Raw genomic sequence first — 23,678 nt, 5'->3', positions numbered from 1 at the left:
GCCCGGTATCGACGAACCCGCACAGGCTGTGAGCGGAAGGGGCAAGGACAACGTGACGACTGGTTTCGCCCGCTTGCCCGACGCGCCGGCCTTCCGCCTCACCGATCTGCGTATCCCTGCCTGCCTGATCGAGGGCGCCGACATCGCCGCCGACCGCCATGGGCTGGCGCGGGTGGATCTCGCCATTGCCAATGGCCGCATCGAGGCGATCGAGCCCGTTGGCGCGGTGGCGACGGGGACGGCACCGAGCCTCGATCTCGACGGCGGCATCGCGCTGCCGCGCTTGGTCGACTGCCATACTCATATCGACAAGGGCCATATCTGGCCGCGCAGCCCCAACCCGGACGGCACCTTTCCGGGGGCGCTCGAAACCGTCGGGGCCGACCGCGAGGCGAACTGGTCCGCCGGGGATGTGCGGACGCGGATGGATTTCTCGCTGCGCACCGCTTTCGCTCACGGCACGGCGGCGTTGCGCACCCATCTCGACTCGCTGGGCAAGCAGATCGGTATCTCCTGGCCGGCTTATGCCGAGGTTCGGGCGGAATGGGCGGGGCGCATCGCGCTGCAGGCGTCGCCGCTGTTCGGCGCCGACGCCGCGCTCGATCCGGCGCATATGGCGGCGGTGATCGCCGCGGTGAAGGCGCATGGCGACGGTCTGCTCGGCTGCGTCACCTACATGATCCCGGAGCTCGACCGGGCGCTCGACATCCTGTTCCAGGCGGCGATCGAGAACGGCTTCGACCTCGATTTCCATGTCGACGAAACCAACGACCCGGCGGCGCGCTCGCTGGAGCACATCGCGGATGCGGCGCTGCGCCATCGCTTCACCGGTCGCATCCTCTGCGGGCATTGCTGCTCGCTCAGCCTGCAGGCGCGGGAGGACGAGGCGCGCATCATCGCCAAGCTGCGCGAGGCCGGCATCGCCGTGGTCTCGCTGCCGATGTGCAACATGTACCTGCAGGACCGGCAACCCGGTCGCACGCCGCGCTGGCGCGGTGTCGCCGCCCTGCATGAGCTGAAGGCGGCCGGCGTGCCGGTGATGATCGCCTCCGACAATACGCGCGACCCGTTCTATGCCTATGGCGATCTCGACCTCGTCGAGGTGCTGCGCGAGGGCACGCGTATCCTCCAGCTCGACCATTCCGGGCCGGATTGGGCCAACGCCGTGGCGCGCAGCCCGGCCGAGGCGATGGGTCTGCGGGATACCGGCGTCATCGCTGTCGGGGCGACCGCCGACCTCATCCTGACGCGGGCACGCGACTGGACAGAACTCTTCTCCCGGCCGCAGGCCGACCGTACCGTGCTGGTCGCGGGCAAGCCGATCGACCGGACGCTGCCGGACTACCGCGAACTCGACCATCTGATGGCGAGCGCCAAGTGACGACTTTTCCCGCCATGACCTTTCCCGTCATGGTCGGCCTTGTGCCGACCATCCACGTTTTCCTCCGTCGCGGGCGGTGTTCAAGACGTGGATGCTCCCCACAAGGGCGAGCATGACGCCACAGGAACGCCTCGCATGACCGAACGCTACGACATCGCCACGCTGAAGACCCGCATCAGTGGCATCCGCACCGAAGAGAACCCGGCGCTGGTGAAGCAGAAGAGCCGGGATTTCTTCTGGTACTCGCCGGTGCTGAAGCGCCAGCTCGATCATGTCGTGGCCGACATCGTCGTTTCGCCGACGAGCGAGGCGCAGGTTCTGCAGGTTCTTGCCGCCTGCCACGAACTCGGCATTCCCATCACGCCGCGCGGCACCGGCACGGGCAATTACGGCCAGGCGATGCCGCTCTCCGGCGGCGTTCTGCTCGACCTCTCCGGCTTCAACAAGGTCAAGGAGATCGCTGCCGGTCGCTATGTCGCCGAGCCCGGCGCGATCATGGCTCGCATCGACGACGAGACGCGCGCGCATTCGCGGCAGGAACTGCGGCTGCACCCCTCGACCTACCAGACCGCCTCGATCGGCGGCTTCATCGCCGGCGGCTCCGGCGGGGTCGGCTCGATCAAATGGGGGGGCTTGCGCGACTGGGGCAACATCATCCGGCTCAAGGTCGCGACGATGGAGGCAAGCCCGCGCATCCTCGAATTCTCCGGCGAGGATCTGCACAAGGTCGCCCATGCCTATGGCACCAACGGCATCATCACCGAGGTCGAGATGCCGCTGGGGCCGGCCTATAACTGGGTCGACGTCATCATCGGTTTCGAGAGCCTGCGTGCCGCGACCGAATTCGCCAATGCCGTCGGCGAACAGGACGGGCTCGCGCTCAAGAACCTCTGCGTCGTGGCTGCGCCCGCTCCGCACGATTACTTCCTGCGCCACCGCAAGTTCCTGCCGCGCGACAGCCATCTCGTCATCGTCATGGCCGCCGATTTCGCGGTGGATGCGCTCTGCGCCTATGCGCGCCGCTTCAAGGGGGCGGAGCTGCTGCTGCGCACCGACAAGCTCGCGCCCGAGGACGCCAAGGGCCTGCCGCCGGCCTATGAGCTCGGCTGGAACCACACGACGCTGAGGGCGCTGCGCGTCGACCCGGCGATCACCTATCTGCAGGTGCTCTATCCCTTCCCGAACCAGGTCGAGCTGGTGGACAAGATCCATGCCCGCTTCGGCGACGAGGTGACCTGCCATCTCGAATTCGTGCGCTTCGACGGCAAGATCACCTGTTTCGGCCTGCCGCTCATCCGTTTCACCACCGAGGAGCGGCTGGAGGAGATCATCGCTGTTCATGAGGAGATGGGCGCGCCGATCTTCAACCCGCATCGCTACACGCTGGAGGAGGGCGGCATGAAGCAGACCGACGAGACGCAGCTCGCCTTCAAACGCGAGGCCGACCCGCAGGGCCTGCTCAACCCCGGCAAGATGATCGCCTGGGAGGATCCGAGCTACGATTACCGTTCGGGCAAGACCTTCCTGTTCCGCAGCCTCACCGAGGCCGGCGTCGGCTAAGAGATCTTTTGAAGCTTCAGCCCTCATCCTGAGGAGCAGCCGCAGGCTGCGTCTCGAAGGATGATCGAGATGGTTCCGGAGCCTGCTTAAGCATCCTTCGAGACGCCGCTTCGCGGCTCCTCAGGATGAGGGCTCGACAAATGGTCGAACGGAGGCCTCAGCCATGCGCGTGCTCGTCCTCTATGCCCATCCGGTTCCGGAAAGCTTCGGTGCCGCGATCCATCAGACGGTGGTCGCGACGCTGAAGCGGGCGGGGCACGATGTCGACGATTGCGATCTCTATGCGGAGGGCTTCGACCCGGTGCTGAGCTGCGGCGAGCGCCGCGGCTATCACGACACAGCCAGCAACACATTGCCGGTTGCCGGCTATGTCGAGCGCGTCCGGGCGGCAGAGGCTCTGGTGCTGTGCTTTCCGGTCTGGAACTTCGGCTACCCGGCGATCCTGAAGGGTTTCCTCGACCGGGTCTTCCTGCCCGGCGTCTCGTTCAAGATGGTCGACGGAAAGGCTCAGCCCGCGCTCCACAATATCCGCAGGCTTGCGGCTGTGACGAGCTATGGCGGCTCGCGCTGGCGCGCCTTTCTGGTGGGCGATCCGCCGCGCAAGGCCGTTTGCCGGGCGCTGCGCGCCGTTTGCCATCCGCTGGCGCGCACGACTTATCTGGCTCATTATGAGATGAATCTCTCGACCGTGGAGAGCCGGGGGGCATTCCTGCAAAAAGTCGCCACGAAGCTGACAGTGTTTTAGCTCTGACATCGGATTGTCATCTGTCTGTCATGTTCGCGCGCGATTACGCAGCCGGCGAAGCGTCTGCTTATCCGTCCAAGGATCGGCCCGAAGGATCGACCTATGACCAAGGCAATCGAGAAAAGCGTCGGCCGTGCACTGCTCGTCACCGCCCGGCTGCATCGGTCGCGGATGGGCGAGAGGCTGAACGGGCTCGGCCTGTTTCCAGGGCAGGAGCAGGCGCTGAAGGCGCTGCAACCGGCGCCGATGACGATGGGCGAGCTCGCCTCGCTGCTGCGCGTGAAGCCGCCGACCGTGTCGAAGACGATCGGGCGGTTGTCGCTGCAGGGGCTGGTGACGCGCGAAGGCGGCAACCGTGACGGCCGACTGGTCCAGGTTGCCCTGACGGAAGCCGGGCAGAAGACCGCAATCGAGCTCGATGCCGTCTGGAACGACGTCGAGGAGGAACTTCTCGACAAGCTCGACGGCAAGGAGCGCAAGCAACTGCGCAAGCTGCTGCGCAAGGCGGCGAAAGGCCTGTCCAAGGCCGGCGCCGATCACGACGACCCGGACAGCGATATCGACGAGGCCGATAGCGACGCCTGATTTCTGCATGGAACGCATGCGCTCCTGCACTGGCGAAGGCTTCTAAATCGGTTCAATCTGGTTTTGTCATTCCTCCAGAGCATGGCGAAACCGGACGTGCCCCTGCCATCCGAGGCCTCTTCCGAAGCGGGGCGAGCCCGGCTCGCGGCCATAGGCCTGATGGGCGTGGCCGTCCTTCTGTTCTCGATGCTCGATGCCAGCGCGAAATGGCTGGGGCAGTCGATGAACCCGCTGCAGGTGGTGTTTGCGCGCTACGCCGGCAGCATGATCCTGGTCTTCGCCCTGATCAATCCGTGGACGCATCCCGGCGTGCTGCGGACCAAGCGCCCCTGGTTGCAATGGGGGCGCTCGCTGCTCCTGCTCGCCTCGACCGCGCTGAATTTCATCGCCCTGCGCTATCTCCAACTGGCCGAGACGATTTCGATCATGTTCGCGGCGCCGTTTCTCGTGGCGCTGGTCTCCGGGCCGCTCCTCGGCGAATGGCCGGGCCCACGCCGGCTGGTGGCGATCGCCGTCGGCTTTCTCGGCGTGCTGGTGGTGACGCGGCCGGGCATCGGCGGCATGCATCCGGCCGCGCTGCTCAGCGTGCTCGGCTGCTTCTGCTTCGCCTTCTACGCGCTGTCGACCCGCGTGCTCTCGGCCCATGATTCATCGGAAACGACGATGATCTATTCCGGCGCCGCCGGAACGCTCGCCACGGTTCCGCTGCTGCCCTGGATCTGGGAGACGCCGCAGGGGCTGCTGCCCTGGCTGCTGATGGTCCTGGTCGGCGTGCTCGGCGGCGTCGGCCACTGGCTGCTGATCCTGGCGCATCGGCTCGCACCGGCCACGGTGCTGGCGCCGTTCATCTACTCGCAGATCGTCTGGATGGTGCTGCTCGGCTGGCTCGTCTTCGGCCAGTGGCCGGATCGCTGGACCTTTGCCGGCGCCGGGATCGTCATCGCCTCGGGGCTCTATCTGCTCTATCGCGAGCGTGTGCGGCATGTGCCGCAGGAAGCGGCTTCGGCACGGCTGGACTGAGATTGCAGCGGCCATTCTCGGGCGGCGCGCCAGCGACGACCCGAGAATCTCCATGAAAGAGAAGCGCGGGTAAATCAGCCCTTCTGGATCACGAGATGCTCGGGGCCAGCCCGAGCATGACGCCCCCTTGGGGCGGGGGAGCCGTTCAGACCGTGACCTGCGTGCCGACCTCGACGACGCGGCCGGTCGGGATCTGGAAGAAGTCCGTCGCGTCGGTCGCGCTCTTGGTCAGGCCGATGAAGAGGTTGTCCTGCCAGATCGGCATGCCGGATTGCGGCGAGGGCTTGATCGAGCGGCGCGACAGGAAGAACGAGGTCGACATGATGTCGAACTTGAAGCCCTGCTTGCGCAGCATGGCGAGGCCCTTGGGCACGTTCGGGCTTTCCATGTAGCCATAGACCATGTCGACCCGCCAGAAGTCGTCGGTGATGCGGGCGAGGCGCACACGCTCTTCCTCGGGCACGCGTGGGGTGTCGGCAGAGCGCACGGTCAGGACGACGTTGCGCTCGTGCAGGACCTTGTTGTGCTTGAGGTTGTGCAGGAGCGAGGCCGGCGCCGTCTCCGGGTCGCTGGTCAGGAAGACTGCCATGCCCTTCACCCGGGCCGGCGGGCTCTTCGACAGCATGGTGACGAGCTCGAGCAGCGGCACGTCGGTCTTGCGGGTCTTGTCGAACAGGATCTTGGTGCCGCGCATCCAGGTCCACATCACCAGCGTCAGCGCCATGGCGAGCAGCACCGGCACATAGCCGCCGTGGAACAGCTTCAGCATGTTGGCCGAGAAGAACGAGACGTCGACCAGCAGGAAGGGGAGGATGAGCGCGGCGGTGGCCGGCAGGCTCCAGCCCCAGTGGCGACGGATGACGATGGCGGCGAGCAGCGAGGAAACCACCATCGTGCCGAAGACCGAGATGCCGTAGGCGTGCGACAGGCTGGAGGAGGTGCGGAACGACCAGACCAGGATCAGCACGACGACGAGCAGCAGCAGGTTGACGCGCGGCACGTAGATCTGGCCCGAGGTCTGCTCGGAGGTGTGGCGGATCTCCATGCGCGGCAGCAGGCCGAGCTGGATCGCCTGCCGCGTCAGCGAGAAGGCGCCGGTGATGACCGACTGGCTGGCGATGATGGTCGCCACCGTCGCCATGATGACGAAGGGCAGCAGCAGGCCCTGCGGCGCGAGGCGATAGAACGGGTTGTCGATGGCGCTCGGGTCGGACAGGATCAGCGCACCCTGGCCGAGATAGTTCAGCCACAGCGCCGGAAAGACGACGTAGAGCCAGGCGCCACGGATCGGGCCGCGGCCGAAATGGCCCATATCGGCATAGAGCGCTTCGGCACCCGTCACGGCCAGACAGACCGAACCGAGCACGGCGAGCGAGACGCCGGCGTGGTCGCGGAAGAACAGCAGGGCGTAATAGGGGTTGATCGAGCGGAAAACGCTGAGATCGTCGGCAATGTGGTAGATGCCGAGCCCGGCCAGCGTCAGGAACCAGACCAGCATGATCGGGCCGAAGAAGGTCGCGACGCGATGGGTGCCGTGGCTCTGCATCACGAAAAGGCCGATCAGGATCACCGAGGCGATCCAGAGGATGTAATCGTCGAGGGCCGGGGTGATCAGCTTGACGCCCTCGATCGCCGAGAGCACCGAGATGGCGGGGGTGATGACGGTGTCGCCGTAGAACAGGCCGGCGCCGATCATGCCGAGCAGCAGCGCGACATGGCTGCGCGCCCGGCCGAGGCTGCGCTGGGCGAGCGCGACGAGGGTCAGGATGCCGCCTTCGCCATTGTTGTCGGCCCGCATCAGCAGCACGACATATTTCAGCGTCACCACAACGACGAGCGACCACAGGATCAGCGAGAGGACGCCGATCACGACGGTCGGCGGAACCGTGACGTTCTCCTGTCCGCCGGTCGCGGCGAGGATCGTTTCGCGAAGCGCATAGAGCGGACTCGTGCCGATATCGCCATAGACGACGCCGAGCGCGCCCAAAGCCAGAGCGGCGAAGCCGGTCCTGCCGTGTCCCTGGCTCGCAGCCTGGCCTTGGCCATCGTCGAGTCCGAAACGGGAATCCTCTGGCCGGACGGTCGCAGGATTCGGCTTCTCATGCCCCATCAGGGATCTCCGCACACGCTGCGGTGCAGCGAAAGGCCGGGGGCTCTAGCATAATGCGAACGGCGCGCAAAGGCAGGGTTCAGTTGGAGGCGCCGAGCCCGGCACCGAAGCGCCGCTCGACATAGCTCGCGACCATGGTCTTGAACTCCTCAGCAATGCCGGCGCCCCTGAGGGTTGCGACCTTCTTGCCGTCGACGAAGACCGGCGCGGTCGGCGCCTCGCCGGTTCCCGGGAGCGAGATGCCGATATCGGCATGCTTCGATTCGCCGGGGCCGTTGACGATGCAACCCATCACCGCGACGTTGAGGTTCTCCACGCCGGGGTAGCGCGTCTTCCATTCCGGCATGGAGGTCGAAATCCAGTTCTGGATGTCGCGCGCCAACTCCTGGAACACGGTCGACGTCGTGCGCCCGCAGCCGGGGCAGGCCGCGACGAGCGGCACGAAGGCGCGGAAACCCATTGTCTGGAGCAGTTCCTGAGCCGTCTTGACCTCGAGCGTGCGGTCGCCGCCCGGTTCCGGCGTCAGCGAATAGCGGATCGTGTCGCCGATGCCTTCCTGCAGCAGGATGCCGAGCGCGGCCGAGGAGGAGACAATGCCCTTCGAGCCCATGCCGGCTTCGGTCAGGCCAAGATGGATGGCGTAGTTCGCCCGGCTCGCCAGCATGCGGTAGACGGTGATCAGGTCCTGCACGCCCGATACCTTGGCCGAGAGGATGATGTATTCGCGGGCGAGGCCGAGCTCCTCGGCACGCTCCGCCGAGAGCAGCGCCGACTGCACCATGGCCTCGCGCATGATGGCGCGGGCATCGAGCGGGCGCTGGGCACGGGCGTTCTCGTCCATCAGGGCGGTGAGCAGCTCCTGGTCGAGCGAGCCCCAGTTGGCGCCGATGCGGACGGGCTTGCGGTGCCGGATCGCCATCTCGACGATCTGGGCGAACTGCTTGTCCTTCTTGTCCTTGAAGCCGACATTGCCGGGGTTGATCCGGTACTTCGCCAGCGCCTCGGCACAGGCCGGATGATCGGCCAGCAGCTTGTGGCCGATATAGTGGAAGTCGCCGACCAGCGGCACATCGACGCCGATGCGGTCGAGCCGCTCGCGGATCTTCGGCACGGCGGCAGCGGCCTCGTCGCGGTCGACGGTGATGCGCACCAGCTCCGAACCTTGCCGCGCGAGCGCGGCGACCTGGGCCACCGTAGCCGCGATATCGGCCGTGTCGGTGTTAGTCATCGACTGCACGACGATCGGCGCGCCGCCGCCGACGACGACGTGGCCGACCTTGACCGGCACGGTGAGCTGCCGGGCGAGCGGGCCGGCGCGTTCCGGGGTCAGATGGGAGAAGGCGCGCTCATTCATGCGGCTGCTCTAGAGCGTTTTCATGGTTTCTGACAGCCTCATGACGAAGCGGCGTTCCGGCAATGCTCGCAGCGGCCGACGATCTCGACCATTTGATGAGAGGGCGAGAATTGCCGGGTTTCGGCGATGGCCGCCACCGCTTTCTTCATGGCGGGCGAGGAATCCTCATCGACGCCGCCGCAGACCTCGCAGATCAGGAAGGCTACGACCTCGTTCGCGCCATGGCCGTGAAGGCAGGCGACATAGGCGTTCTTCGAGGAGAGGCGATGGACGAAACCCTGCTCGACGAGAAAATCGAGAGCGCGGTAGATCGAGATCGGGGCGAGGCGCCGCCCGCCTTTCGGCGAAATGCGGTCAGCGAGGTCGTAGGCGCCGACCGGACGATGGTCCGCGTGGAGCGCTTCCAGCGCCTGCCGCCGGATCGGAGTGAGGCGAAGACCGCGCTCGCGGCAGATCCGCTCGGCGCGCGCCAGCGCCTCGGCGGCGTGGCGGCGATGATCCTCCGCATGGCGACAATCTCCGTCATGCGTATGATGCACATGGTTGTCATGCGTATGCGCGTTTGGCTGCATTTTCGTCATGTTGCGTTGCAAAGAGTCATCGGGCAACTTGCGAGTGCCTGTCGTTGCGGCATTGCCACGTTCAGCCCGAACCTAAGCATTTTCTCCTCGATTGTCAGGGGCCTTGACGCTCATGTTCCTCAAAGACCGTACTGCGGCCATCACCGGCTCGACCTCCGGCATTGGCCTCGCCTACGCCCGCGCGCTTGGTGCCGAGGGCGCCAATCTCGTCATCAACGGCATCCTCCCGCCAGCCGATGCAGAGAAGCTGCGCACCGACCTGGAGACGGAGTTCGGCGTCAAGGTGCTGTTCTCGCCGGCGGACATGACGAAGCCCGCCGAGATCGCCGGCTTCATTGCCGAGGGCGAAAAGGTGTTCGGCGCCATCGACATCCTGATCAACAATGCCGGCATCCAGTACGTCTCGCCCATCGACGAGTTTCCGCTGGAAAAGTGGGACCAGATCATCGCGATCAACCTGTCCTCAGCCTTCCACACCATACGCGCCGCCCTGCCGAAGATGAAGGAGAAGGGCTGGGGCCGCATCATCAACACAGCGTCGGCGCATGCCTTCGTAGCCTCGCCGTTCAAATCAGCCTATGTCGCCGCCAAGCATGGCATCGCCGGGCTGACCAAGACGGTGGCGCTGGAAGTCGCGACCAAGGGCATCACCGTCAACGCCATTGCGCCCGGCTATGTCTGGACGCCGCTGGTCGAGAAGCAGATCCCCGACACGATGAAGGCGCGCAACATGACCAAGGAACAGGTCATCAACGACGTGCTGCTCGACGCCCAGCCGACCAAGGAGTTCGTGACGGTCGAGCAGGTCGCGGCGCTCGCCGTCTTCCTTTGCACTGACGCGGCGAAGTCGATCACGGGAGCTACCCTGCCAATCGACGGCGGCTGGACCGCCGCGTGAGCGGGCGCCCCTCCCGCAAGGCCGAGCCGGTCAAGGGACTGGCCGGGCCGAAGGCGGAAAAGACGGTCTCGCTGGCCCTGCAAGGCGGAGGCGCCCATGGCGCCTTCACCTGGGGCGTGCTCGACGTCATCCTCGAAGACGGGCGCCTCGGCATCGAGGCCCTGACCGGGACCAGCGCCGGCGCGATGAATGCTGTGGTGCTGGTCGAAGGCTGGATCGACGGGGGCGCCGACGGCGCGCGCGCCAAGCTTGAAGCCTTCTGGCGGGCGGTCAGCGTCGACGGCAAATATGCTGGCTCGGAGCGCTCGCTGCTCGACACGATGCTCGGTTCCTGGGGCCGTGACGGCACGCCGCCCGGCCTGCTCTTCCTGGAGATGTTCTCGAAGGTCGCGAGCCCATACGACATCAACCCGCTCAACATCAACCCGCTGCGCGGCGTCGTCGCCGATCTGATCGATTTCGAGAAGGTCCGGGCCTGCGACGCGGTGAAACTCTTCATCGCCGCGACCAATGTCCGTACCGGCAAGATCGCCGTGTTCGACGGCAAGGACCTGACCCCGGACCATGTGATGGCGTCAGCCTGCCTGCCGATGGTCTTCCAGGCCGTGGAGATCGACGGCGAGGCCTATTGGGACGGCGGCTACATGAGCAACCCGGCCCTGTTCCCGTTGTTCTACAAGGCTGATTGCGACGACATCCTGCTGGTGCAGATCAACCCGGTCCAGCGCAAGGAGCTGCCGACCAAGGCGCGCGAGATCCAGGACCGGATCAACGAGATCACCTTCAACGCCTCGCTGCTGCGCGAGTTGCGCGCCATCGATTTCGTCAACCGGCTCGTCGATGCCGGCAAGGTGCCGCGCGACGAGTACAAGCGCGTGCTGATGCACCGGATCGACGGCGGCCCGCCGCTGGCCGAACTGACCTCCTCGTCACGGATGAACGCCGACTGGTCATTCCTGCTGCGGCTGCGGGACATAGGCCGTGGGGCGGCCAAGCGCTGGCTGAAGCGCAATTATGCCGCGATCGGCCACACGGAGACGCTCGACCTCCGGGAGGCGATCACCTGAGGTTCCCGAACCCAGTCCGCTGATTGCAGGATTCTTCGCGTTCCGGCGTCTCACCTGTTCCCGGGACCGCGCTTGCGCGAGGGCGAGGCGAAATGCCATTCACCGTCAGGGACCCGTTTTCAGAAGGACAGGGATTTTCCATGAGCAGCAAGCTGATCGTCACCGCCGGCCCCTACAGCTTCGACGCGAAGCTCGAGCTCGAGGCCGCGCCGAAGACCTGCGCCGCCTTCCTGCGGCACCTGCCCTTCGTCAGCAAGATCGTGCATGTGCGCTGGAGTGGCGAGGGCGTCTGGATGCCGCTCGGCGATCTCGATTTCGGCGTCGGCTACGAGAACAACACGGCCTATCCGGCTCCGGGCCAGATCATCCTCTATCCGGGCGGTGTGAGCGAGACCGAGATCCTGCTCGCCTATGGCGGCGTGCAATTCGCCAGCAAGGCCGGTGTCCTCTCCGGCAACCACTTCCTTACCCTGACCTCGGGGCTTGAGAACCTCTACGCGCTCGGCCGCAAGACCCTCTGGGAAGGCGCGCAGGACATCCGCTTCGAGCTGGCCGGCTGAGCCGCGTCCAGCGCACGGGTTGAGACAAGAAGGGCGGGACGCATGGCGTCCCGCCCTTTCTCGTTCACGCGGCGGCCGGCGGATCTTCCGGCGGGCTCTCCGCCGCCGGCTTGCGCGGCCTCAACATGCGGGGCTCGGCCGCTTCGGTTGGTAGTGCCTCGTCGGTCTGCGTCTCGGGCGGCGCGGCCTTCGTTTCCGCTTCGGCCTCAGGCTGTGCCGTGGCGGCCAGGTTCTGGCACAGGCCCAGCATCGCCCGCGCGATCTCGGCCTCGCCCATGATCGTCAACGTCGCGCCGCATTTGGTGAGATGGGCTACCTCCGCATCGGAATGGGCGCGGGCGACGATCGGCAGGGTCGGATTCTCGGCACGGGCCTGCTCGCAGACCTGGCCGGCCTCGAAGCTGCCGGGGATGGCGACGAAGAGGCGGATGGCGCGCCCGACCGCCGCCGCGGACAGTACCTCGGGGTCGGCCGCATTGCCGACGAGCAGCTCGGCGCCGTCGCGCTTCGCGGTTTCGACCGCGTCCGGATTGTCCTCGATCACGAGCAGCTTCGAGCCCTGCGCCAGCAGGCCGGCACCGAGCAGGCTGCCGACCCTGCCGTAACCGACCACGACAATATGATCGTTGAGGCTGGTGGGAGTGATGTCGCGCTCCGGCGGTGTTTCGGGCTGGGGAACAGGAGCCGCGGCCTTTTCCGCCGCGGCCGGCTCGGTTGGAGCAGGCGCGGGCTTTGGCTTTGGCTTCGCCGTCGCGGGGGGCTCCGAAGCCAGGCGCTCGGCCAGCGCGAACATCACGGGATTGAACAGGATCGACAGGATCGCGCCGGCCAGGATCAGATCGCGGCCCTGGGCCGGCAGGATTCCGAGCGCGCTCCCGAGCCCGGCCAGAATGAACGAGAACTCGCCGATCTGCGCGAGAGAGGCCGAGATGGTGAGCGCGACCGCGTTCGAGCGGCCGAAGGCGCGCACGATCATCCAGGCCGCGACGGATTTGCCGATCAGGATGATGGCGAGCGTCGCGATCAGCGGACCCGGCGCCCGCAGGATGATGCCGGGGTCGAAGAGCATGCCGACCGAGACGAAGAACAGCACCGCGAAAGCGTCGCGCAGCGGCAGCGTCTCCTCGGCTGCGCGCTGCGAGAGCGGCGACTCCGACAGGATCATGCCGGCGAAGAAGGCGCCGAGCGCGAAGGAGACGCCGAACAGGGTGGCGGCCGAATAGGCGACGCCGAGGGCGACTGCGAGCACGGCGAGGCGGAAGAGCTCGCGCGAGCCGGTATGGGCGACCCAGTGCAACACCCAGGGGATGACGCGCCGCCCGACGACGAGCATGAAAGCGAGGAAGCCGATCAGCTTGGCGAAGGTCAGGCCGATTACGCCCCAGATGCCGAGGTCGAAGCGGGTCGCCAGCGGCGCGCTCGCGCCCGGCTGCGAGCCGCCGTTGATGATGTCGGCCAGCACCGGCAGCAGTACCAGCGCCAGCACCATGGCCATATCCTCGACGATCAGCCAGCCGACGGCGATGCGGCCGCGCTCGGTCTGGACCATCCGGCGCTCCTGCAAGGCACGCAGCAGCACGACGGTCGAGGCGGTGGAGAGGGCAAGGCCGAAGACCGCGCCGGAGAACCAGCTCCAGCCGAGCAGGGTGCCGAGCCCGAGGCCGAGCAGCGTGGCGATGCCGATCTGGACGACGGCGCCGGGCACGGCGATCGCCTTCACCGAAAGCAGGTCCTTGAGGGAGAAATGCAGGCCGACGCCGAACATCAGCAGGATGACGCCGATCTCGGCCAGCTCATTGGCGAGGTTCTGATCGGCGACGAAGCCGGGCGTGAACGGGCCGACGGCGACGCCGGCGACGAGATAGCCGACGAGGGGGGAAATCCGCAGTTTTTGGGCAAGCGCCCCGAAGACGAAAGCAAGGCCTAGGCCCGCGACAATGATGGCGATCAGCGGGCCGTGATGCATGGGTCTCCCGAATCCGAAACGTCAAGAAATCGAAAATGTTGGAACGTTTCGGAGCATGGGGACTGAGACCGCCGATTTCAACCGAAAGACGTACGTCTTTTAGGCTTGCCATGGCGAATTTTCTGTCCCTTCGGCGTGAGCCGCGGACATGGGGAAGCGACGTCGGCGGCCGGGTGACCGAGACGCAAACGGCGAATGACGGGTAAGTCCTACGCCTTGGGTTTCTCGAGCAGGACCTGGCCCTGCTTCTCGACCCCGATCTTCAGCTTCTCGGCGAAGACGGCGAGCATCCAGGGCAGCGTCACCTCGACGCGGATGAGGCGCTCCTCGACCTCGACGCGCCCATGGACCGTGTGGCCGAGCGCGCCGACGCCAAAATGCAGGCTGTCGCCCTCCCAACGCTCCTCGACGAGCTGCATCCTGACCATGCCGAGCCTGTCGCGGATGCGATCGATCCCGCTGCGCAGGCGGTTGAGCGCGGCCTCGCGGCCGAGATCATGCGAGATGGTAATGGAGACGGGCTTGCCCATGGCGCCTCATCGAGCAGTGGAACTGCAGCCGGACATGGCGACGGCGCCGGAGATTTTCCAGCGCCGCCGAAAGCCCGCCGAAAAGCGGGCGTGACGATCGACAAGATAATCCTGCAAGATAAGCGCGAGAGAGCCCGGCGATCTGCCGGGAGCTCAGCTGCGTTCGCTCAGGCGCTGCTGACCGGATTGCGTGACGTGCCACGCGGCTCCATCCGTCTCGACGAGCCCGCGATCGCGCAAGGCGAGCAGCATCGTATCGTCGAAGATGAAATGCTGGGTCTTTTCTTCGATGCTTTCCAGCGCGATCCATTCCGGATCCGAGAGAACCGAGGGATGTGCGATCTGGAGGTGCTGAACGTGCATATAGCGTCTCCTTCTCGTTGATTGCCCCTGTTCCCGGGGAGATCGCATCCAAACATGACCGGGTTATGGCCGAACAGCGAAGAATGATGACCCATGGCTTTTCGCGTCGGCCGTCTTTTCGCGCGTCGGCGGGAACCCAGCCGCTCCGTCCCTCGTTCCATGGCCGTGCCCCCTTTCAGAAACGGAGAGACCGCCATGGCGATCGCCAACAGATTTCCGCCGGATGTGCCTACCACTGCCGAGGAAGCTCAGGATCAGGTCGAGTCCACGGTGAGCACGCTGCGCGGCAAGGCGGCGGATATGGCCGACAAGGCGAGCGAGACCGTGAAGGATGGCTATGAGCGGGCGAGGGAAGCCTGGGACGAGGCCGACCCGATCGCGACGGCCCGCGAAGGCGGGCAAGCCGTGGCGCGGACGGTGGAGCGGCATCCGCTCGCGACGCTCGGTCTCGGTGCCGTGAGCATCGGGCTGATCGCCTGGGCTACGCTGCGCAGCCGGCCTGTCTCGCGCTGGGAGCGGTATCAGCCCGACTATGGCCGGGTGCGTGGCTGGCTCAATGACTACGGCTCCGACGCCGCGGAAGCCGGAAGCCGTGCCTTGAAGGCCGGCAGCAACTGGCTGAGCGCCCGCCGCGACCTTGCGGACGACTATGCGGATCGCGCCAACGACTATGCGTCGCGAGCGCGTGAATACGCCGACACGGGCGGGCGCATGCTGGTCAAGCGGGCCGAGCGCGAGCCCATGGCCGCCCTGGTCGGGCTCGGACTCGCCGTCTACGTGATCGGCTCTCTGCTGGCCTCGGCCTCGAGCAGGGAGGAGCCGGCGCCCGCTCCGGCCCGCAGGCGCTCGACCAAGCGCTGAGCGGAATCAGGGGTTTCGGAAGCGCATAAGGAAAAGCCCTGCGGCGCGAGGCGTCGCAGGGCTCTCAAATTGCTTGCGCGGCGCATCCGGGAGGCGCCGCTCAATTGTTACCACCAGTAGCGGCGCGGGCCGTAATAACCGGGGCCGTAGTAGTAGTTGCGGCTGGCGCCGGCCGCGATCGCGCCGCCAACGACGCCCGCCGCGACACCGGCGGCGACCGCGTTGCCGGCCTCGTTCGAAGCGCGACGGTTCTCGACATAGTTCGCCGAGCGGCACTGCTGGTAAGCGCGGGTGCCGGGACGGAAGCCCTGGGCCTCACAGGTGACTTCAGCGTCAGCCATGGACTCCTGCGCGGTCTGGCAACCGGCGAGGAGAGCGGCCATCGCGCCGACGATCAGAATGCTACGCATATTTTATCCTTTTCAGCCTCCCATTGGCCTGCGGGGACTTAAGAGCAGCCGTCGTTGCAGGTCAAGAATGTCTCAGGTCTTGCGTTAAAGTTCGCACAGCCGAAATCATTCAATAGCCGCACAATTCCGCTCAAATTGAGTGAACCCCGATCTGGTGAAGGAACCCGAAGGGGCATGCACAGATCCGGGCTTGCATTTGCGCGACAGCAGCGGAACATGATGGCCAAACCGATCAGGACAGTCTGGACCATGTCGATGCCGCGTTTCTTCCTTCTTCTGCCGGCTTTGTTTCTGGGAGCTTGCGCCTATCACACCTCGCGCAGCAGCGCGGTCGTGGTCACGGATACGCAGAGCGTGGTGGAGGGCTGCACCAAGCTCGGCGTGATCGACGGCAAGTCCGATCTGCATTCGGTGCTGCTGACCGATACGGCGCGCGATACGATCGTGACGCGTCTGAAGATCAGGGCGGCGGAGATGGGCGGGAGCCATGTCGTCTCCAGCGCCGCCGACATCAAGTGGAAGGGGCCGGACACATCGGGCACGGTCTACAAGTGCGTCCGGTGAGCCGGGTGGCCGGCTCGTTCCGGTAAGAGGGCGGGGGCCTGAGCCAGGCGCCCGCGCGGAGCCGGCAATCAGCCCTTCAGCAGCCACTCATGCTCGGCGGCGTTGTGGAATTTCCAGGTCCGCTTCGGGCCGGCCATGACGTTGAGATAGTAGAGATCGTAGCCGTGGCAGGTGGCGCAGGGATGATAGCCCTTCGGCACCAGCACGACGTCGCCGTCCTCGATCGCCATGGCTTCGTCGAGGCTGCGGTCATCCGTGTAGACGCGCTGGAAGCCGAAGCCCTGAGGCGGGTTGAGGCGGTGGTAATAGGTCTCTTCAAGATAGGACTCCTGCGGCAGGTCGTCCCGATCGTGCTTGTGCGGCGGGTAGCTCGAGGTGTTGCCGGCGGGGGTGATGACCTCGACGACGAGCAGCGAATCCGCCGGCTCGCCTTCCGGCAGGATGTTGGTGACGTGGCGGGTATTGGAACCCTTGCCGCGAATCTCCTGGCCGAGATCGTCCGGTCCGATGACGCGCACGGGCAAGCCGCCTCCGAGACCGGGGGCCGTGCAGACCGCGAGTTCGAGATCGGTGGTGGCGGTGACGGACCAGTCCGAGCCTTGCGGAACATAGACCGACCAGGGCTTGCCCTCGAAGGGGCTCATGCGCTGGCCGAGCTCGCCGAGTTCCTTGCCGCCGGCTTCCGCCTTGCCCTTGCCGGTGACGAAGACGAGGCAGGTCTCGCGATCGCCGGTCGGGGCGGAGACGGTCTCGCCCGGCTTCAGGCGGTGCAGATCGAAGCCGACATAGGTCCAGCCGGCATTCTCCGGCGTGACATGGGTGACGTGGCCGTGGGAGCCGTTGGGCTTGACCTTGAGATGGGACATGGGGCTCTCCAGCGCATTCTCGGTGGGCTCGTCATGCTCGGCTCGACCCGAGCATCTCCGGCAAGAGATTCTCGGGTCTGCGCTTCGCTTCGCCCGAGAATGACGTTGTATTCAGACCAGGCCCGCTTCCTTGATGAAGCGCGCCAGATTGGCATGCCCGAGCTTCGCGTAAGCGGCTGGCTCGGCCTTCTTAGGGTCCTGCTCGGCCTCGACCACGATCCAGCCCGAATAGTCCCAGAGCTCTCTCAGCACGCGGACATAGTCGATCAGGCCATCGCCCGGCACGGTGTAGACGCCTGCGAGGACGGATTCGAGGAAGGACCAGTCCTCGCGATTGGAACGCCACATCACCTCCTCGCGGATATCCTTGCAGTGGACGTGGTGGATGCGCGCCTTCCAGTGGCGGGCGATGCGAGCGGGATCGCCGCCGCCCCAGGTGGCGTGGCCGGTGTCGAGCAGCAGGCCGACGGCCGGGCCGGTGACGCCCATGAACCGGTCGATCTCGGCCTCGGTCTGCACGACCGTGCCCATGTGGTGGTGATAGACGAGCTGCAGGCCGTACTCCGCCTTCACCGCCTCGGCGAAGTTGGTGTAGCGCGCGCCGAAATCGTCCCAGCGGGCCTTGGGCAGCACGGGGCGGGCCGAGAGCGGCTTGGTGATGTCGGAGTGGATCGCGTTCGAGGTCTCGGCAGCGATCAGCACCGAGCAGCCCATGTCGCGCAGCAGCGTCGCATGAGCCTTCACCGCTTCCATCTCGGCGGCGACGTCGCGGACGAGCAGCTCGGTCGAATACCAGCCGGAGACCAGCGCATGGCCGTGGGCGTCGAGGATCGGCTTCAGCCGGGCGGCCTCGCGCGGGAACTTGTTGCCGAGTTCCATGCCGGTGAAGCCGGCTTCACGCGCCTCCTTCAGGCAGGTTTCGAGCGGGATGTCACCGCCGATCTCGAGCATGTCGTCATTCGACCAGCCGATGGGGTTCGCGCCGATGCGGATCATGTGTCGGGTCTTTCTCATTCATGGTTGCCGCCGTCATTGCGAGCGTAGCGAAGCAATCCAGGTCTCGTGGAGCTCGACGTCTCCTGGATTGCTTCGCTACGCTCGCGATGACGGCCTGTTATTCACCGACGCGCTGCTGTTTGCGTCGTTCGTCGTAATTCGCCCGCGCTGCACGCACCTGATCGCGCTCGCTGACTTCAGGCACGGCAACGTCCCACCAGGCGCCGCCGGCGCCGGTCGAGATCAACGGGTCGGTGTCGATGACGACGACGGTCGTGCGGCTGTTGGTCTTCGCCTGCGCCAGCGCGGCTTCAAGCTCGGCGATGGAGGCGGCCCTGGTCGCGATCGCGCCCATGCTGGCGGCGTGGGCGACGAAGTCGATCTCCGGCAGCGTCTCGTGCCGGGAATCCCGGAGCAGGTTGTTGAAGCTCTGGCCGCCGGTCGCGTTCTGGAGCCGGTTGATGCAGCCGAAGCCGCGATTGTCGAGCAGGACGATGGTGAGCTTGAGCCCCAGCATCACCGAGGTCGCGATCTCGGAATTCAGCATCAGATAGGAGCCGTCGCCGACCATGACGATGACTTCCTTGTCGGGGCGCGCCATCTTGGCGCCGAGACCGCCGGCGATCTCGTAGCCCATGCAGGAGAAGCCGTATTCGGCGTGGTAGGAGCCGGGTGCCCCGGCCTGCCAGAGCTTGTGCAATTCGCCGGGCAGCCCGCCGGCAGCGTGGAGCAGGACGACGTCCGAGCCCAGCGCGCGCTGGACCGCGCCGATGACCTGCGCGTCCGAGGGGAGCGCCGCGTTGGTGGCAGCGGTGACCTTGTCTGCCTCCTCGCGCCAGTCGGCCTTGCCGGCCTTGGCATCGGCTGTCCAGCTCTCGGGCGCCTTCCAGCCGCCGATGATCTCCGCCAGCTCGGCCAGGCCCTCGCGGGCATCGGCGACGAGGGGCAGGGCGCGGTGCTTGCCAGCGTCGAAGGGCTGGACGTTGAGGCCGATGATCGTCTTCTGCTGCGCGCCGAACAGCGCCCAGGAGCCGGTGGTGAAGTCCTGCAGGCGGGTGCCGATGGCGAGGATGAGGTCCGCCTCGGCGGCCAAGCGGTTCGCAGCTCCCGTGCCTGTGACGCCAACCGCAGCCATGTTGAGCGGGCTATCGTCGGGGAGGGCGGATTTGCCGCCTTGCGTCTCGCAGACGGGAATGCCCGTCGTGGCCGAGAAGCGGGCGAGGTCGTCGGAAGCGCCGGAATAGAGTACGCCGCCGCCCGCGACGATCAGAGGCTTCTTCGCGCCTTTCAGAGCTGCTGCGGCAGCCTTCAGCTCGTCGCGGTCCGCCCGGGGGCGACGCGGTGTCCAGAGCCGTTCGGCGAAGAAGCTCTCGGGATAGTCGTAGGCTTCCGCCTGCACGTCCTGGCACAGCGCCAGCGTCACCGGCCCGCATTCGGCCGGATCGGTCAGCACCTGCATGGTCCGGGCCAGCGCCGGGATGATCTGCTCCGGCCGGGTGATGCGGTCGAAATAGCGCGAGACGGGGCGGAAGCAGTCATTGGCCGAGACGGTGCCGTCGCCGAAATCCTCGACCTGCTGGAGGACGGGATCGGGAATGCGATTGGCGAAGACGTCGCCCGGCAGCAGCAGCACCGGCAGGCGGTTGACATGAGCGAGCGCCGCGGCGGTGACGAGGTTGGTCGCGCCGGGGCCGATCGAGGTGGTCGCGGCCATGAAGCGGCGGCGCATGTTCGCTTTGGCATAGGCGATGGCCGCATGCGCCATGGCCTGCTCGTTATGGGCGCGGAAGGTCGGCAGGCGCTCGCGCTCGTGCCATAGCGCTTCGCCGAGGCCCGCGACGTTGCCATGCCCGAAGATCGCCCAGACGCCGCCGAAGATCGGCAGGCGCTGCCCGTCGACCTCCGTCATCTGCGCCGCGAGATAGCGCGTCAGCGCCTGCGCCATGGTGAGGCGGACGGTACGAGTCATGTCGGTTTCCGACTCTCTATAACAAGTAACGATGTCATCCCGGACGAGCGAAGCGAGACCGGGGATCCATTCCGGAGCCTAACCGATGAAAGCTCCGGAATGGATCCCGGATCGGCGCCGCTATCGCGGCTTGTCCGGGATGACCCGCGAGGATGAAAGTGCAGCACCGAGCCTACGCCGCCTTGCGGCCGCGCGTGGCAAGCCAGAGGTCGGTCAGTGCCTCGAAACGCCGGGCCATGTCGGCGATGGCGGCTTCGTCGTCGAGCTTGCCGGCGAGCCAGCCTTCCGCTGCGGCCATGAAGATGGTGCGGCCGACGGCGAAGCCCTTGACGATGGGGGCGGCGGCCGTGGCGGCGAAGCCTGCCTCCAGCTCCTCGGCAGGGGCGTCGAGCCCGAGCAGGAGCACGCCGCGGCACCAGGGATCGTGCTTCGCGATGGTCTTCTCGATGGCCGCCCAGGCGGCTGGAGAGGATTGCGGCTCGAGCTTCCACCAGTCCGGCTTGATGCCCAGCGCGTAGATCTCCTCCATCGCGCGAGCGATCGTGTCCGGCCCCAGCGGGCCGTTCTTGCTGGCGATGATCTCGATCAGCAATTCGCGGCCGACCTTGCGCGCAGCCTCGAACAGACCGCGCAGCTTGTCCTGCTGTGTCTGCTTCAGCTCTTCGGAATCGTCCGGGTGATAGAAGCAGAGAGCCTTGATGCAGTGGTCGACCGGCCATTCCGGCAGCAGCGAGCCGATGTCCTGGCTCGTCTCGAAGCGCAGCGGGCGCGATCCCGGCAGCTCGACCGGGCGGCCGAGCCAGGCGAAGGGATGACGCGCGAATTCGAACATCGCCTCGCGTCCATGCTTCTCGTCGAGCAGCATGCCGTAGCCGGGCCGGCCATCGGCGACGCGGGCGGCAGCCTTGACTGCGAGGACCTTGAAGTCACGGATGCGGGCGGGGTCGGCGCCGAGCTTCGCGGCAAGCTCTTCCAGCTGGATGCGGTGGTCGCAGGCGAGCGCCATCAGCGAGGGGATGTCGCGCCGGCGCGTCGTCGCCCAGTGGATGTGGTTGATGGCCTCGTCCTTGCGCAAGGCGCGGTGCGGGCTGCCGTTCCTGAGGAAATACTGCAATTCCTCGAAGGTCGGGCTCTCCGGCGAGCAGAGCAGGCGCGAGACGGCGAAGGCGCCGCAGGCATTGGCCCAGGTCGCGGCGGTCTGGAGGCTCTCGCCGCCGAGCCAGCCGCGCAGGAAGCCGGACATGAAGGCGTCGCCGGCGCCGAGCACATTGTAGACCTCGATCGGGAAGCCCTTGCCGACGATGCCGTCCTCGAGATCGTCCGGGATCGCGCCTTCATAGACGATGCAGCCCATCGGGCCGCGCTTGAGCACGATGGTGGCGGGGGTGAGGGACCGGATCGTCCTCAGCGCCTGCAAGAGCTCGCTCTCGCCCGAGGCGATCAGCACCTCTTCCTCGGTGCCGATGATCAGGTCGCAGCCGGGCAGCACGGTCTTCATCCGCTCGGAGACGGCCTGCGAGGCGATGTAGCGGTTGTCGCCGGCGTCGTGGCCGGCAAGGCCCCAAAGATTAGGTCGGTAGTCGATATCGAGCACGACCTTGCCGCCGTTCTCGCGCATCAGCTTCATCGCCTTGCGCTGGGCGGCCTCGGGCTTGGGCCGGGCGAAATGCGTGCCGGTGACGACGACGGCGCGGGCCTTCGCGATGAAGGCGGGGTCGATGTCGCCTTCCTCCAGCGCCATGTCGGCGCAGTTCTCGCGGTAGAATAGCAGCGGGAAGGATTTGTCGCTCTCGACCGAGAGGATGGCGAGTGCGGTGAGGCGTTCGGAGTCGGTCTTGAGGCCGTCGAGATTGACGCCTTCGCGGGCGAGCTGCTCGCGCAGGAAGCGGCCGAACTGCTCGTTGCCGACGCGGGTGAGCAGGGCCGAGCGCAGGCCGAGCCGCGCCGTGCCGATGGCGATGTTCGCCGGGCAGCCGCCCACCGACTTGGCGAAGCTGGTGACATCCTCCAGCCGCGAGCCGATCTGCTGGCCGTAGAGATCGACCGAAGCGCGGCCGATGGTGATGACGTCGAGCGCCTGCGCCGATCCGCCGAGCGGTCCCGTCATATGTTCCTCCAGGCCTTGTCGCTTCTTGTGAGGCGCGGTCGGCCGAACGGCTCCGCGCTGACGGTATGAAATAATAATTCCATTACGCCGTCAATGCGGAATACTTGTTCCTACTCACGCGAGCGGCGGCGACGGCCGCGCCCGGCGCGGCGGGCATCGCCGATGCCGACGGCGAGCGCCATGGCCAGCGCCATGGTCGAGGACAGGGTGCGGAAGCCGCCGAAATCCGCCTCGGCCACCTCGAACCAGGTCTGGGCGAAACTGGCGAGTGGCGAGAAGGCGCTGTCGGTGATGGCGACAACCGGCACGCCGCGCTCGGCGAGGCCGCGTGCATCCTCGATCGTCGCCGGCGTATAGGGCGAGAAGCTGACGACGAGGGCGGCATCCCCCGGCGTGGCGAAGGAGATGATCTCGGGGCTCAGGCCTGCCGCGGATTCGACGAGCTGGTTGCGTACCTCGAGCTTGCCGAGCGCGTAGGCGAGGTAGCTCGCGACCGGAAAGGAGCGGCGGCGGGCGAGGATATAGATCGTCTCGGCCTCGGCCAGCGTCGCGATCGCGTGGTCGAGCGCTCCGTGGTCGAGCGAGCGGCTCATCACGTCGAGCGACTTGCGCGAGGCGGTCAGGAAGCCGTCGAGGATGCGGTGATTGCCGGCGGCCGCGTCCTCGCCGGCGCGCAGCGTGTTGAGCCGCTCCTCATAGCTCGAATTGCGCTCGCGCAGCCGCTCGCGGAAGACGCCCTGCAGGCTGGTGAAGCCGTCGAAGCCGAGATGCTGGGCGAAGCGGATCAGCGTCGAGGGCTGCACGCCGGCCGAGACAGCGATGCTGGCGGCGGTGCCGAAGGCGATCTCGTCGGGATTGTCGAGCGCATAGGCCGCGATCTGGGCGATGCGCTTGGGCAGGCTCTCGCGCTGGGCGAGAATCAGCGTGCGCAGGCCGTCGAAATCACGCGGCAGTTCCGCAACGGCGGTTTCGCTCATCCTGGATTCCCGTTGCCGTCCCCGTTGCGACAGTTCTGGCAGCGAAGCGGAAATGGAGCAAGCGTTCCAATAGGGGAATGAACAATCGACCGGGGAAGGGGGCTGTCATGCTCGGGCTTGACCCGAGCATCTCTTGCCGCAGGAGATTCCAGCTGCTTTCCCGGCACGAGATTCCCGTGCCTCCGCTTCGCTTCGCCCGGGAACGACG

22 protein-coding genes are annotated in these 23,678 nt (G+C 66.5%); 10 read left to right on the top strand and 12 right to left on the bottom strand.

Annotation, left to right across the window (positions count from 1 at the left end):
• Positions 1–52: 52 nt before the first annotated feature.
• The 5 genes from AC1DNE_RS21360 to AC1DNE_RS21340 all read left to right on the top strand — a co-directional run bounded on the left by AC1DNE_RS21360 (position 53) and on the right by AC1DNE_RS21340 (position 5,291).
• Positions 53–1,381 (top strand): cytosine deaminase, encoded by a 1,329-nt coding sequence (locus AC1DNE_RS21360; RefSeq protein WP_476765874.1) that lies wholly within the window; start codon positions 53–55, stop codon positions 1,379–1,381.
• A gap of 135 nt (positions 1,382–1,516) precedes the next feature.
• Positions 1,517–2,941, top strand: a complete 1,425-nt coding sequence (locus AC1DNE_RS21355) for an FAD-binding oxidoreductase (RefSeq protein ID WP_476841181.1) — start codon at positions 1,517–1,519, stop codon at positions 2,939–2,941.
• Between the two features lie 163 nt (positions 2,942–3,104).
• Positions 3,105–3,686: an NAD(P)H-dependent oxidoreductase gene (locus AC1DNE_RS21350; protein ID WP_476765872.1), complete on the top strand. Its 582-nt coding sequence runs from the start codon at positions 3,105–3,107 to the stop codon at positions 3,684–3,686.
• 102 nt (positions 3,687–3,788) lie between these two features.
• Entirely contained in the window at positions 3,789–4,271 is a 483-nt protein-coding gene (locus AC1DNE_RS21345; RefSeq protein WP_441472974.1) for a MarR family winged helix-turn-helix transcriptional regulator, read from the top strand.
• A 96-nt stretch (positions 4,272–4,367) separates the two neighbouring features.
• Complete coding sequence (locus tag AC1DNE_RS21340; RefSeq protein WP_476841180.1) at positions 4,368–5,291, top strand: DMT family transporter; 924 nt, start codon at positions 4,368–4,370, stop codon at positions 5,289–5,291.
• A gap of 145 nt (positions 5,292–5,436) precedes the next feature.
• Here AC1DNE_RS21340 and AC1DNE_RS21335 read toward each other — a convergent pair whose 3' ends face one another.
• From AC1DNE_RS21335 to AC1DNE_RS21325, 3 genes are all read right to left on the bottom strand, one after another.
• Positions 5,437–7,401 (bottom strand): potassium transporter Kup, encoded by a 1,965-nt coding sequence (locus AC1DNE_RS21335; RefSeq protein ID WP_441472972.1) that lies wholly within the window; start codon positions 7,399–7,401, stop codon positions 5,437–5,439.
• Positions 7,402–7,480: 79 nt separating this feature from the next.
• A complete protein-coding gene (gene ispG / locus AC1DNE_RS21330; RefSeq protein WP_476765869.1) occupies positions 7,481–8,755 on the bottom strand; it encodes a flavodoxin-dependent (E)-4-hydroxy-3-methylbut-2-enyl-diphosphate synthase in 1,275 nt (424 codons plus the stop codon).
• A gap of 38 nt (positions 8,756–8,793) precedes the next feature.
• The gene (locus tag AC1DNE_RS21325; protein ID WP_441472970.1) at positions 8,794–9,336 is read right to left on the bottom strand and encodes a Fur family transcriptional regulator; all 543 of its coding nucleotides are present in this window, start codon (positions 9,334–9,336) and stop codon (positions 8,794–8,796) included.
• A gap of 112 nt (positions 9,337–9,448) precedes the next feature.
• Between AC1DNE_RS21325 and AC1DNE_RS21320 the strand changes: the two genes are divergently transcribed.
• The 3 genes from AC1DNE_RS21320 to AC1DNE_RS21310 all read left to right on the top strand — a co-directional run bounded on the left by AC1DNE_RS21320 (position 9,449) and on the right by AC1DNE_RS21310 (position 11,861).
• Entirely contained in the window at positions 9,449–10,234 is a 786-nt protein-coding gene (locus tag AC1DNE_RS21320) for a 3-hydroxybutyrate dehydrogenase (protein ID WP_441472969.1), read from the top strand.
• Entirely contained in the window at positions 10,231–11,301 is a 1,071-nt protein-coding gene (locus AC1DNE_RS21315; protein WP_441472968.1) for a patatin-like phospholipase family protein, read from the top strand. Before AC1DNE_RS21320 ends, AC1DNE_RS21315 begins: the two co-directional genes overlap by 4 nt.
• Before the next feature lie 140 nt (positions 11,302–11,441).
• The gene (locus AC1DNE_RS21310) at positions 11,442–11,861 is read left to right on the top strand and encodes a DUF3830 family protein (protein WP_476765868.1); all 420 of its coding nucleotides are present in this window, start codon (positions 11,442–11,444) and stop codon (positions 11,859–11,861) included.
• Between the two features lie 64 nt (positions 11,862–11,925).
• Here AC1DNE_RS21310 and AC1DNE_RS21305 read toward each other — a convergent pair whose 3' ends face one another.
• The 3 genes from AC1DNE_RS21305 to AC1DNE_RS21295 all read right to left on the bottom strand — a co-directional run bounded on the left by AC1DNE_RS21305 (position 11,926) and on the right by AC1DNE_RS21295 (position 14,720).
• Positions 11,926–13,827 (bottom strand): cation:proton antiporter domain-containing protein, encoded by a 1,902-nt coding sequence (locus AC1DNE_RS21305; protein WP_476765867.1) that lies wholly within the window; start codon positions 13,825–13,827, stop codon positions 11,926–11,928.
• 209 nt (positions 13,828–14,036) lie between these two features.
• A complete protein-coding gene (locus AC1DNE_RS21300) occupies positions 14,037–14,357 on the bottom strand; it encodes a polyhydroxyalkanoic acid system family protein (protein ID WP_441472965.1) in 321 nt (106 codons plus the stop codon).
• 153 nt (positions 14,358–14,510) lie between these two features.
• Positions 14,511–14,720 (bottom strand): hypothetical protein, encoded by a 210-nt coding sequence (locus tag AC1DNE_RS21295; protein ID WP_441472964.1) that lies wholly within the window; start codon positions 14,718–14,720, stop codon positions 14,511–14,513.
• Positions 14,721–14,915: 195 nt separating this feature from the next.
• Here AC1DNE_RS21295 and AC1DNE_RS21290 point away from each other — a divergent pair, with 195 nt between their 5' ends.
• Complete coding sequence (locus tag AC1DNE_RS21290; RefSeq protein WP_476765866.1) at positions 14,916–15,581, top strand: hypothetical protein; 666 nt, start codon at positions 14,916–14,918, stop codon at positions 15,579–15,581.
• Between the two features lie 107 nt (positions 15,582–15,688).
• Here the strand turns inward: AC1DNE_RS21290 and AC1DNE_RS21285 are convergent, their stop codons facing one another.
• A complete protein-coding gene (locus tag AC1DNE_RS21285; protein WP_441472962.1) occupies positions 15,689–15,991 on the bottom strand; it encodes a hypothetical protein in 303 nt (100 codons plus the stop codon).
• Positions 15,992–16,240: 249 nt separating this feature from the next.
• Between AC1DNE_RS21285 and AC1DNE_RS21280 the strand changes: the two genes are divergently transcribed.
• A complete protein-coding gene (locus AC1DNE_RS21280) occupies positions 16,241–16,555 on the top strand; it encodes a hypothetical protein (protein ID WP_476765865.1) in 315 nt (104 codons plus the stop codon).
• A gap of 68 nt (positions 16,556–16,623) precedes the next feature.
• On the opposite strand, the gene iolB is transcribed toward AC1DNE_RS21280, so the two are convergent.
• The 5 genes from iolB to AC1DNE_RS21255 form a co-directional block, all read right to left on the bottom strand.
• Positions 16,624–17,421, bottom strand: a complete 798-nt coding sequence (gene iolB / locus AC1DNE_RS21275; protein ID WP_476765864.1) for a 5-deoxy-glucuronate isomerase — start codon at positions 17,419–17,421, stop codon at positions 16,624–16,626.
• A gap of 111 nt (positions 17,422–17,532) precedes the next feature.
• Positions 17,533–18,417 carry a myo-inosose-2 dehydratase gene (iolE, locus tag AC1DNE_RS21270; protein ID WP_476765892.1) on the bottom strand — a complete coding sequence of 295 codons (885 nt, stop codon included), beginning with the start codon at positions 18,415–18,417 and terminating at the stop codon, positions 17,533–17,535.
• A 118-nt stretch (positions 18,418–18,535) separates the two neighbouring features.
• Positions 18,536–20,386 carry a 3D-(3,5/4)-trihydroxycyclohexane-1,2-dione acylhydrolase (decyclizing) gene (gene iolD, locus AC1DNE_RS21265; RefSeq protein WP_476765863.1) on the bottom strand — a complete coding sequence of 617 codons (1,851 nt, stop codon included), beginning with the start codon at positions 20,384–20,386 and terminating at the stop codon, positions 18,536–18,538.
• A 172-nt stretch (positions 20,387–20,558) separates the two neighbouring features.
• Positions 20,559–22,493, bottom strand: coding sequence for a bifunctional 5-dehydro-2-deoxygluconokinase/5-dehydro-2-deoxyphosphogluconate aldolase (locus tag AC1DNE_RS21260; protein WP_476841179.1), 1,935 nt, complete (start codon positions 22,491–22,493; stop codon positions 20,559–20,561).
• Between the two features lie 110 nt (positions 22,494–22,603).
• Positions 22,604–23,470 carry a MurR/RpiR family transcriptional regulator gene (locus AC1DNE_RS21255; RefSeq protein ID WP_441472957.1) on the bottom strand — a complete coding sequence of 289 codons (867 nt, stop codon included), beginning with the start codon at positions 23,468–23,470 and terminating at the stop codon, positions 22,604–22,606.
• Positions 23,471–23,678: the final 208 nt, after the last annotated feature.

This window comes from Allobosea sp. 05L423, assembly GCF_056397745.1.
The sequence above is the reverse complement of the archived record's forward strand: the minus strand, read 5'-3'. Positions and strand labels throughout refer to the sequence as shown.

What these genes read in the sequence shown, in the direction of transcription:
- ispG (WP_476765869.1), bottom strand. Translation starts at nt 8,755, where the DNA reads ATGAATGAGCGCGCCTTCTCCCATCTGACCCCGGAACGCGCCGGCCCG.
- AC1DNE_RS21285 (WP_441472962.1), bottom strand. Translation starts at nt 15,991, where the DNA reads ATGCGTAGCATTCTGATCGTCGGCGCGATGGCCGCTCTCCTCGCCGGT.
- AC1DNE_RS21280 (WP_476765865.1), top strand. Translation starts at nt 16,241, where the DNA reads ATGTCGATGCCGCGTTTCTTCCTTCTTCTGCCGGCTTTGTTTCTGGGA.
- iolE (WP_476765892.1), bottom strand. Translation starts at nt 18,417, where the DNA reads ATGATCCGCATCGGCGCGAACCCCATCGGCTGGTCGAATGACGACATG.
- iolB (WP_476765864.1), bottom strand. Translation starts at nt 17,421, where the DNA reads ATGTCCCATCTCAAGGTCAAGCCCAACGGCTCCCACGGCCACGTCACC.
- AC1DNE_RS21290 (WP_476765866.1), top strand. Translation starts at nt 14,916, where the DNA reads ATGGCGATCGCCAACAGATTTCCGCCGGATGTGCCTACCACTGCCGAG.
- AC1DNE_RS21325 (WP_441472970.1), bottom strand. Translation starts at nt 9,336, where the DNA reads ATGACGAAAATGCAGCCAAACGCGCATACGCATGACAACCATGTGCAT.
- AC1DNE_RS21255 (WP_441472957.1), bottom strand. Translation starts at nt 23,470, where the DNA reads ATGAGCGAAACCGCCGTTGCGGAACTGCCGCGTGATTTCGACGGCCTG.
- iolD (WP_476765863.1), bottom strand. Translation starts at nt 20,386, where the DNA reads ATGACTCGTACCGTCCGCCTCACCATGGCGCAGGCGCTGACGCGCTAT.
- AC1DNE_RS21260 (WP_476841179.1), bottom strand. Translation starts at nt 22,493, where the DNA reads ATGACGGGACCGCTCGGCGGATCGGCGCAGGCGCTCGACGTCATCACC.
- AC1DNE_RS21350 (WP_476765872.1), top strand. Translation starts at nt 3,105, where the DNA reads ATGCGCGTGCTCGTCCTCTATGCCCATCCGGTTCCGGAAAGCTTCGGT.
- AC1DNE_RS21305 (WP_476765867.1), bottom strand. Translation starts at nt 13,827, where the DNA reads ATGCATCACGGCCCGCTGATCGCCATCATTGTCGCGGGCCTAGGCCTT.
- AC1DNE_RS21320 (WP_441472969.1), top strand. Translation starts at nt 9,449, where the DNA reads ATGTTCCTCAAAGACCGTACTGCGGCCATCACCGGCTCGACCTCCGGC.
- AC1DNE_RS21310 (WP_476765868.1), top strand. Translation starts at nt 11,442, where the DNA reads ATGAGCAGCAAGCTGATCGTCACCGCCGGCCCCTACAGCTTCGACGCG.
- AC1DNE_RS21335 (WP_441472972.1), bottom strand. Translation starts at nt 7,401, where the DNA reads ATGGGGCATGAGAAGCCGAATCCTGCGACCGTCCGGCCAGAGGATTCC.
- AC1DNE_RS21355 (WP_476841181.1), top strand. Translation starts at nt 1,517, where the DNA reads ATGACCGAACGCTACGACATCGCCACGCTGAAGACCCGCATCAGTGGC.
- AC1DNE_RS21300 (WP_441472965.1), bottom strand. Translation starts at nt 14,357, where the DNA reads ATGGGCAAGCCCGTCTCCATTACCATCTCGCATGATCTCGGCCGCGAG.
- AC1DNE_RS21345 (WP_441472974.1), top strand. Translation starts at nt 3,789, where the DNA reads ATGACCAAGGCAATCGAGAAAAGCGTCGGCCGTGCACTGCTCGTCACC.
- AC1DNE_RS21295 (WP_441472964.1), bottom strand. Translation starts at nt 14,720, where the DNA reads ATGCACGTTCAGCACCTCCAGATCGCACATCCCTCGGTTCTCTCGGAT.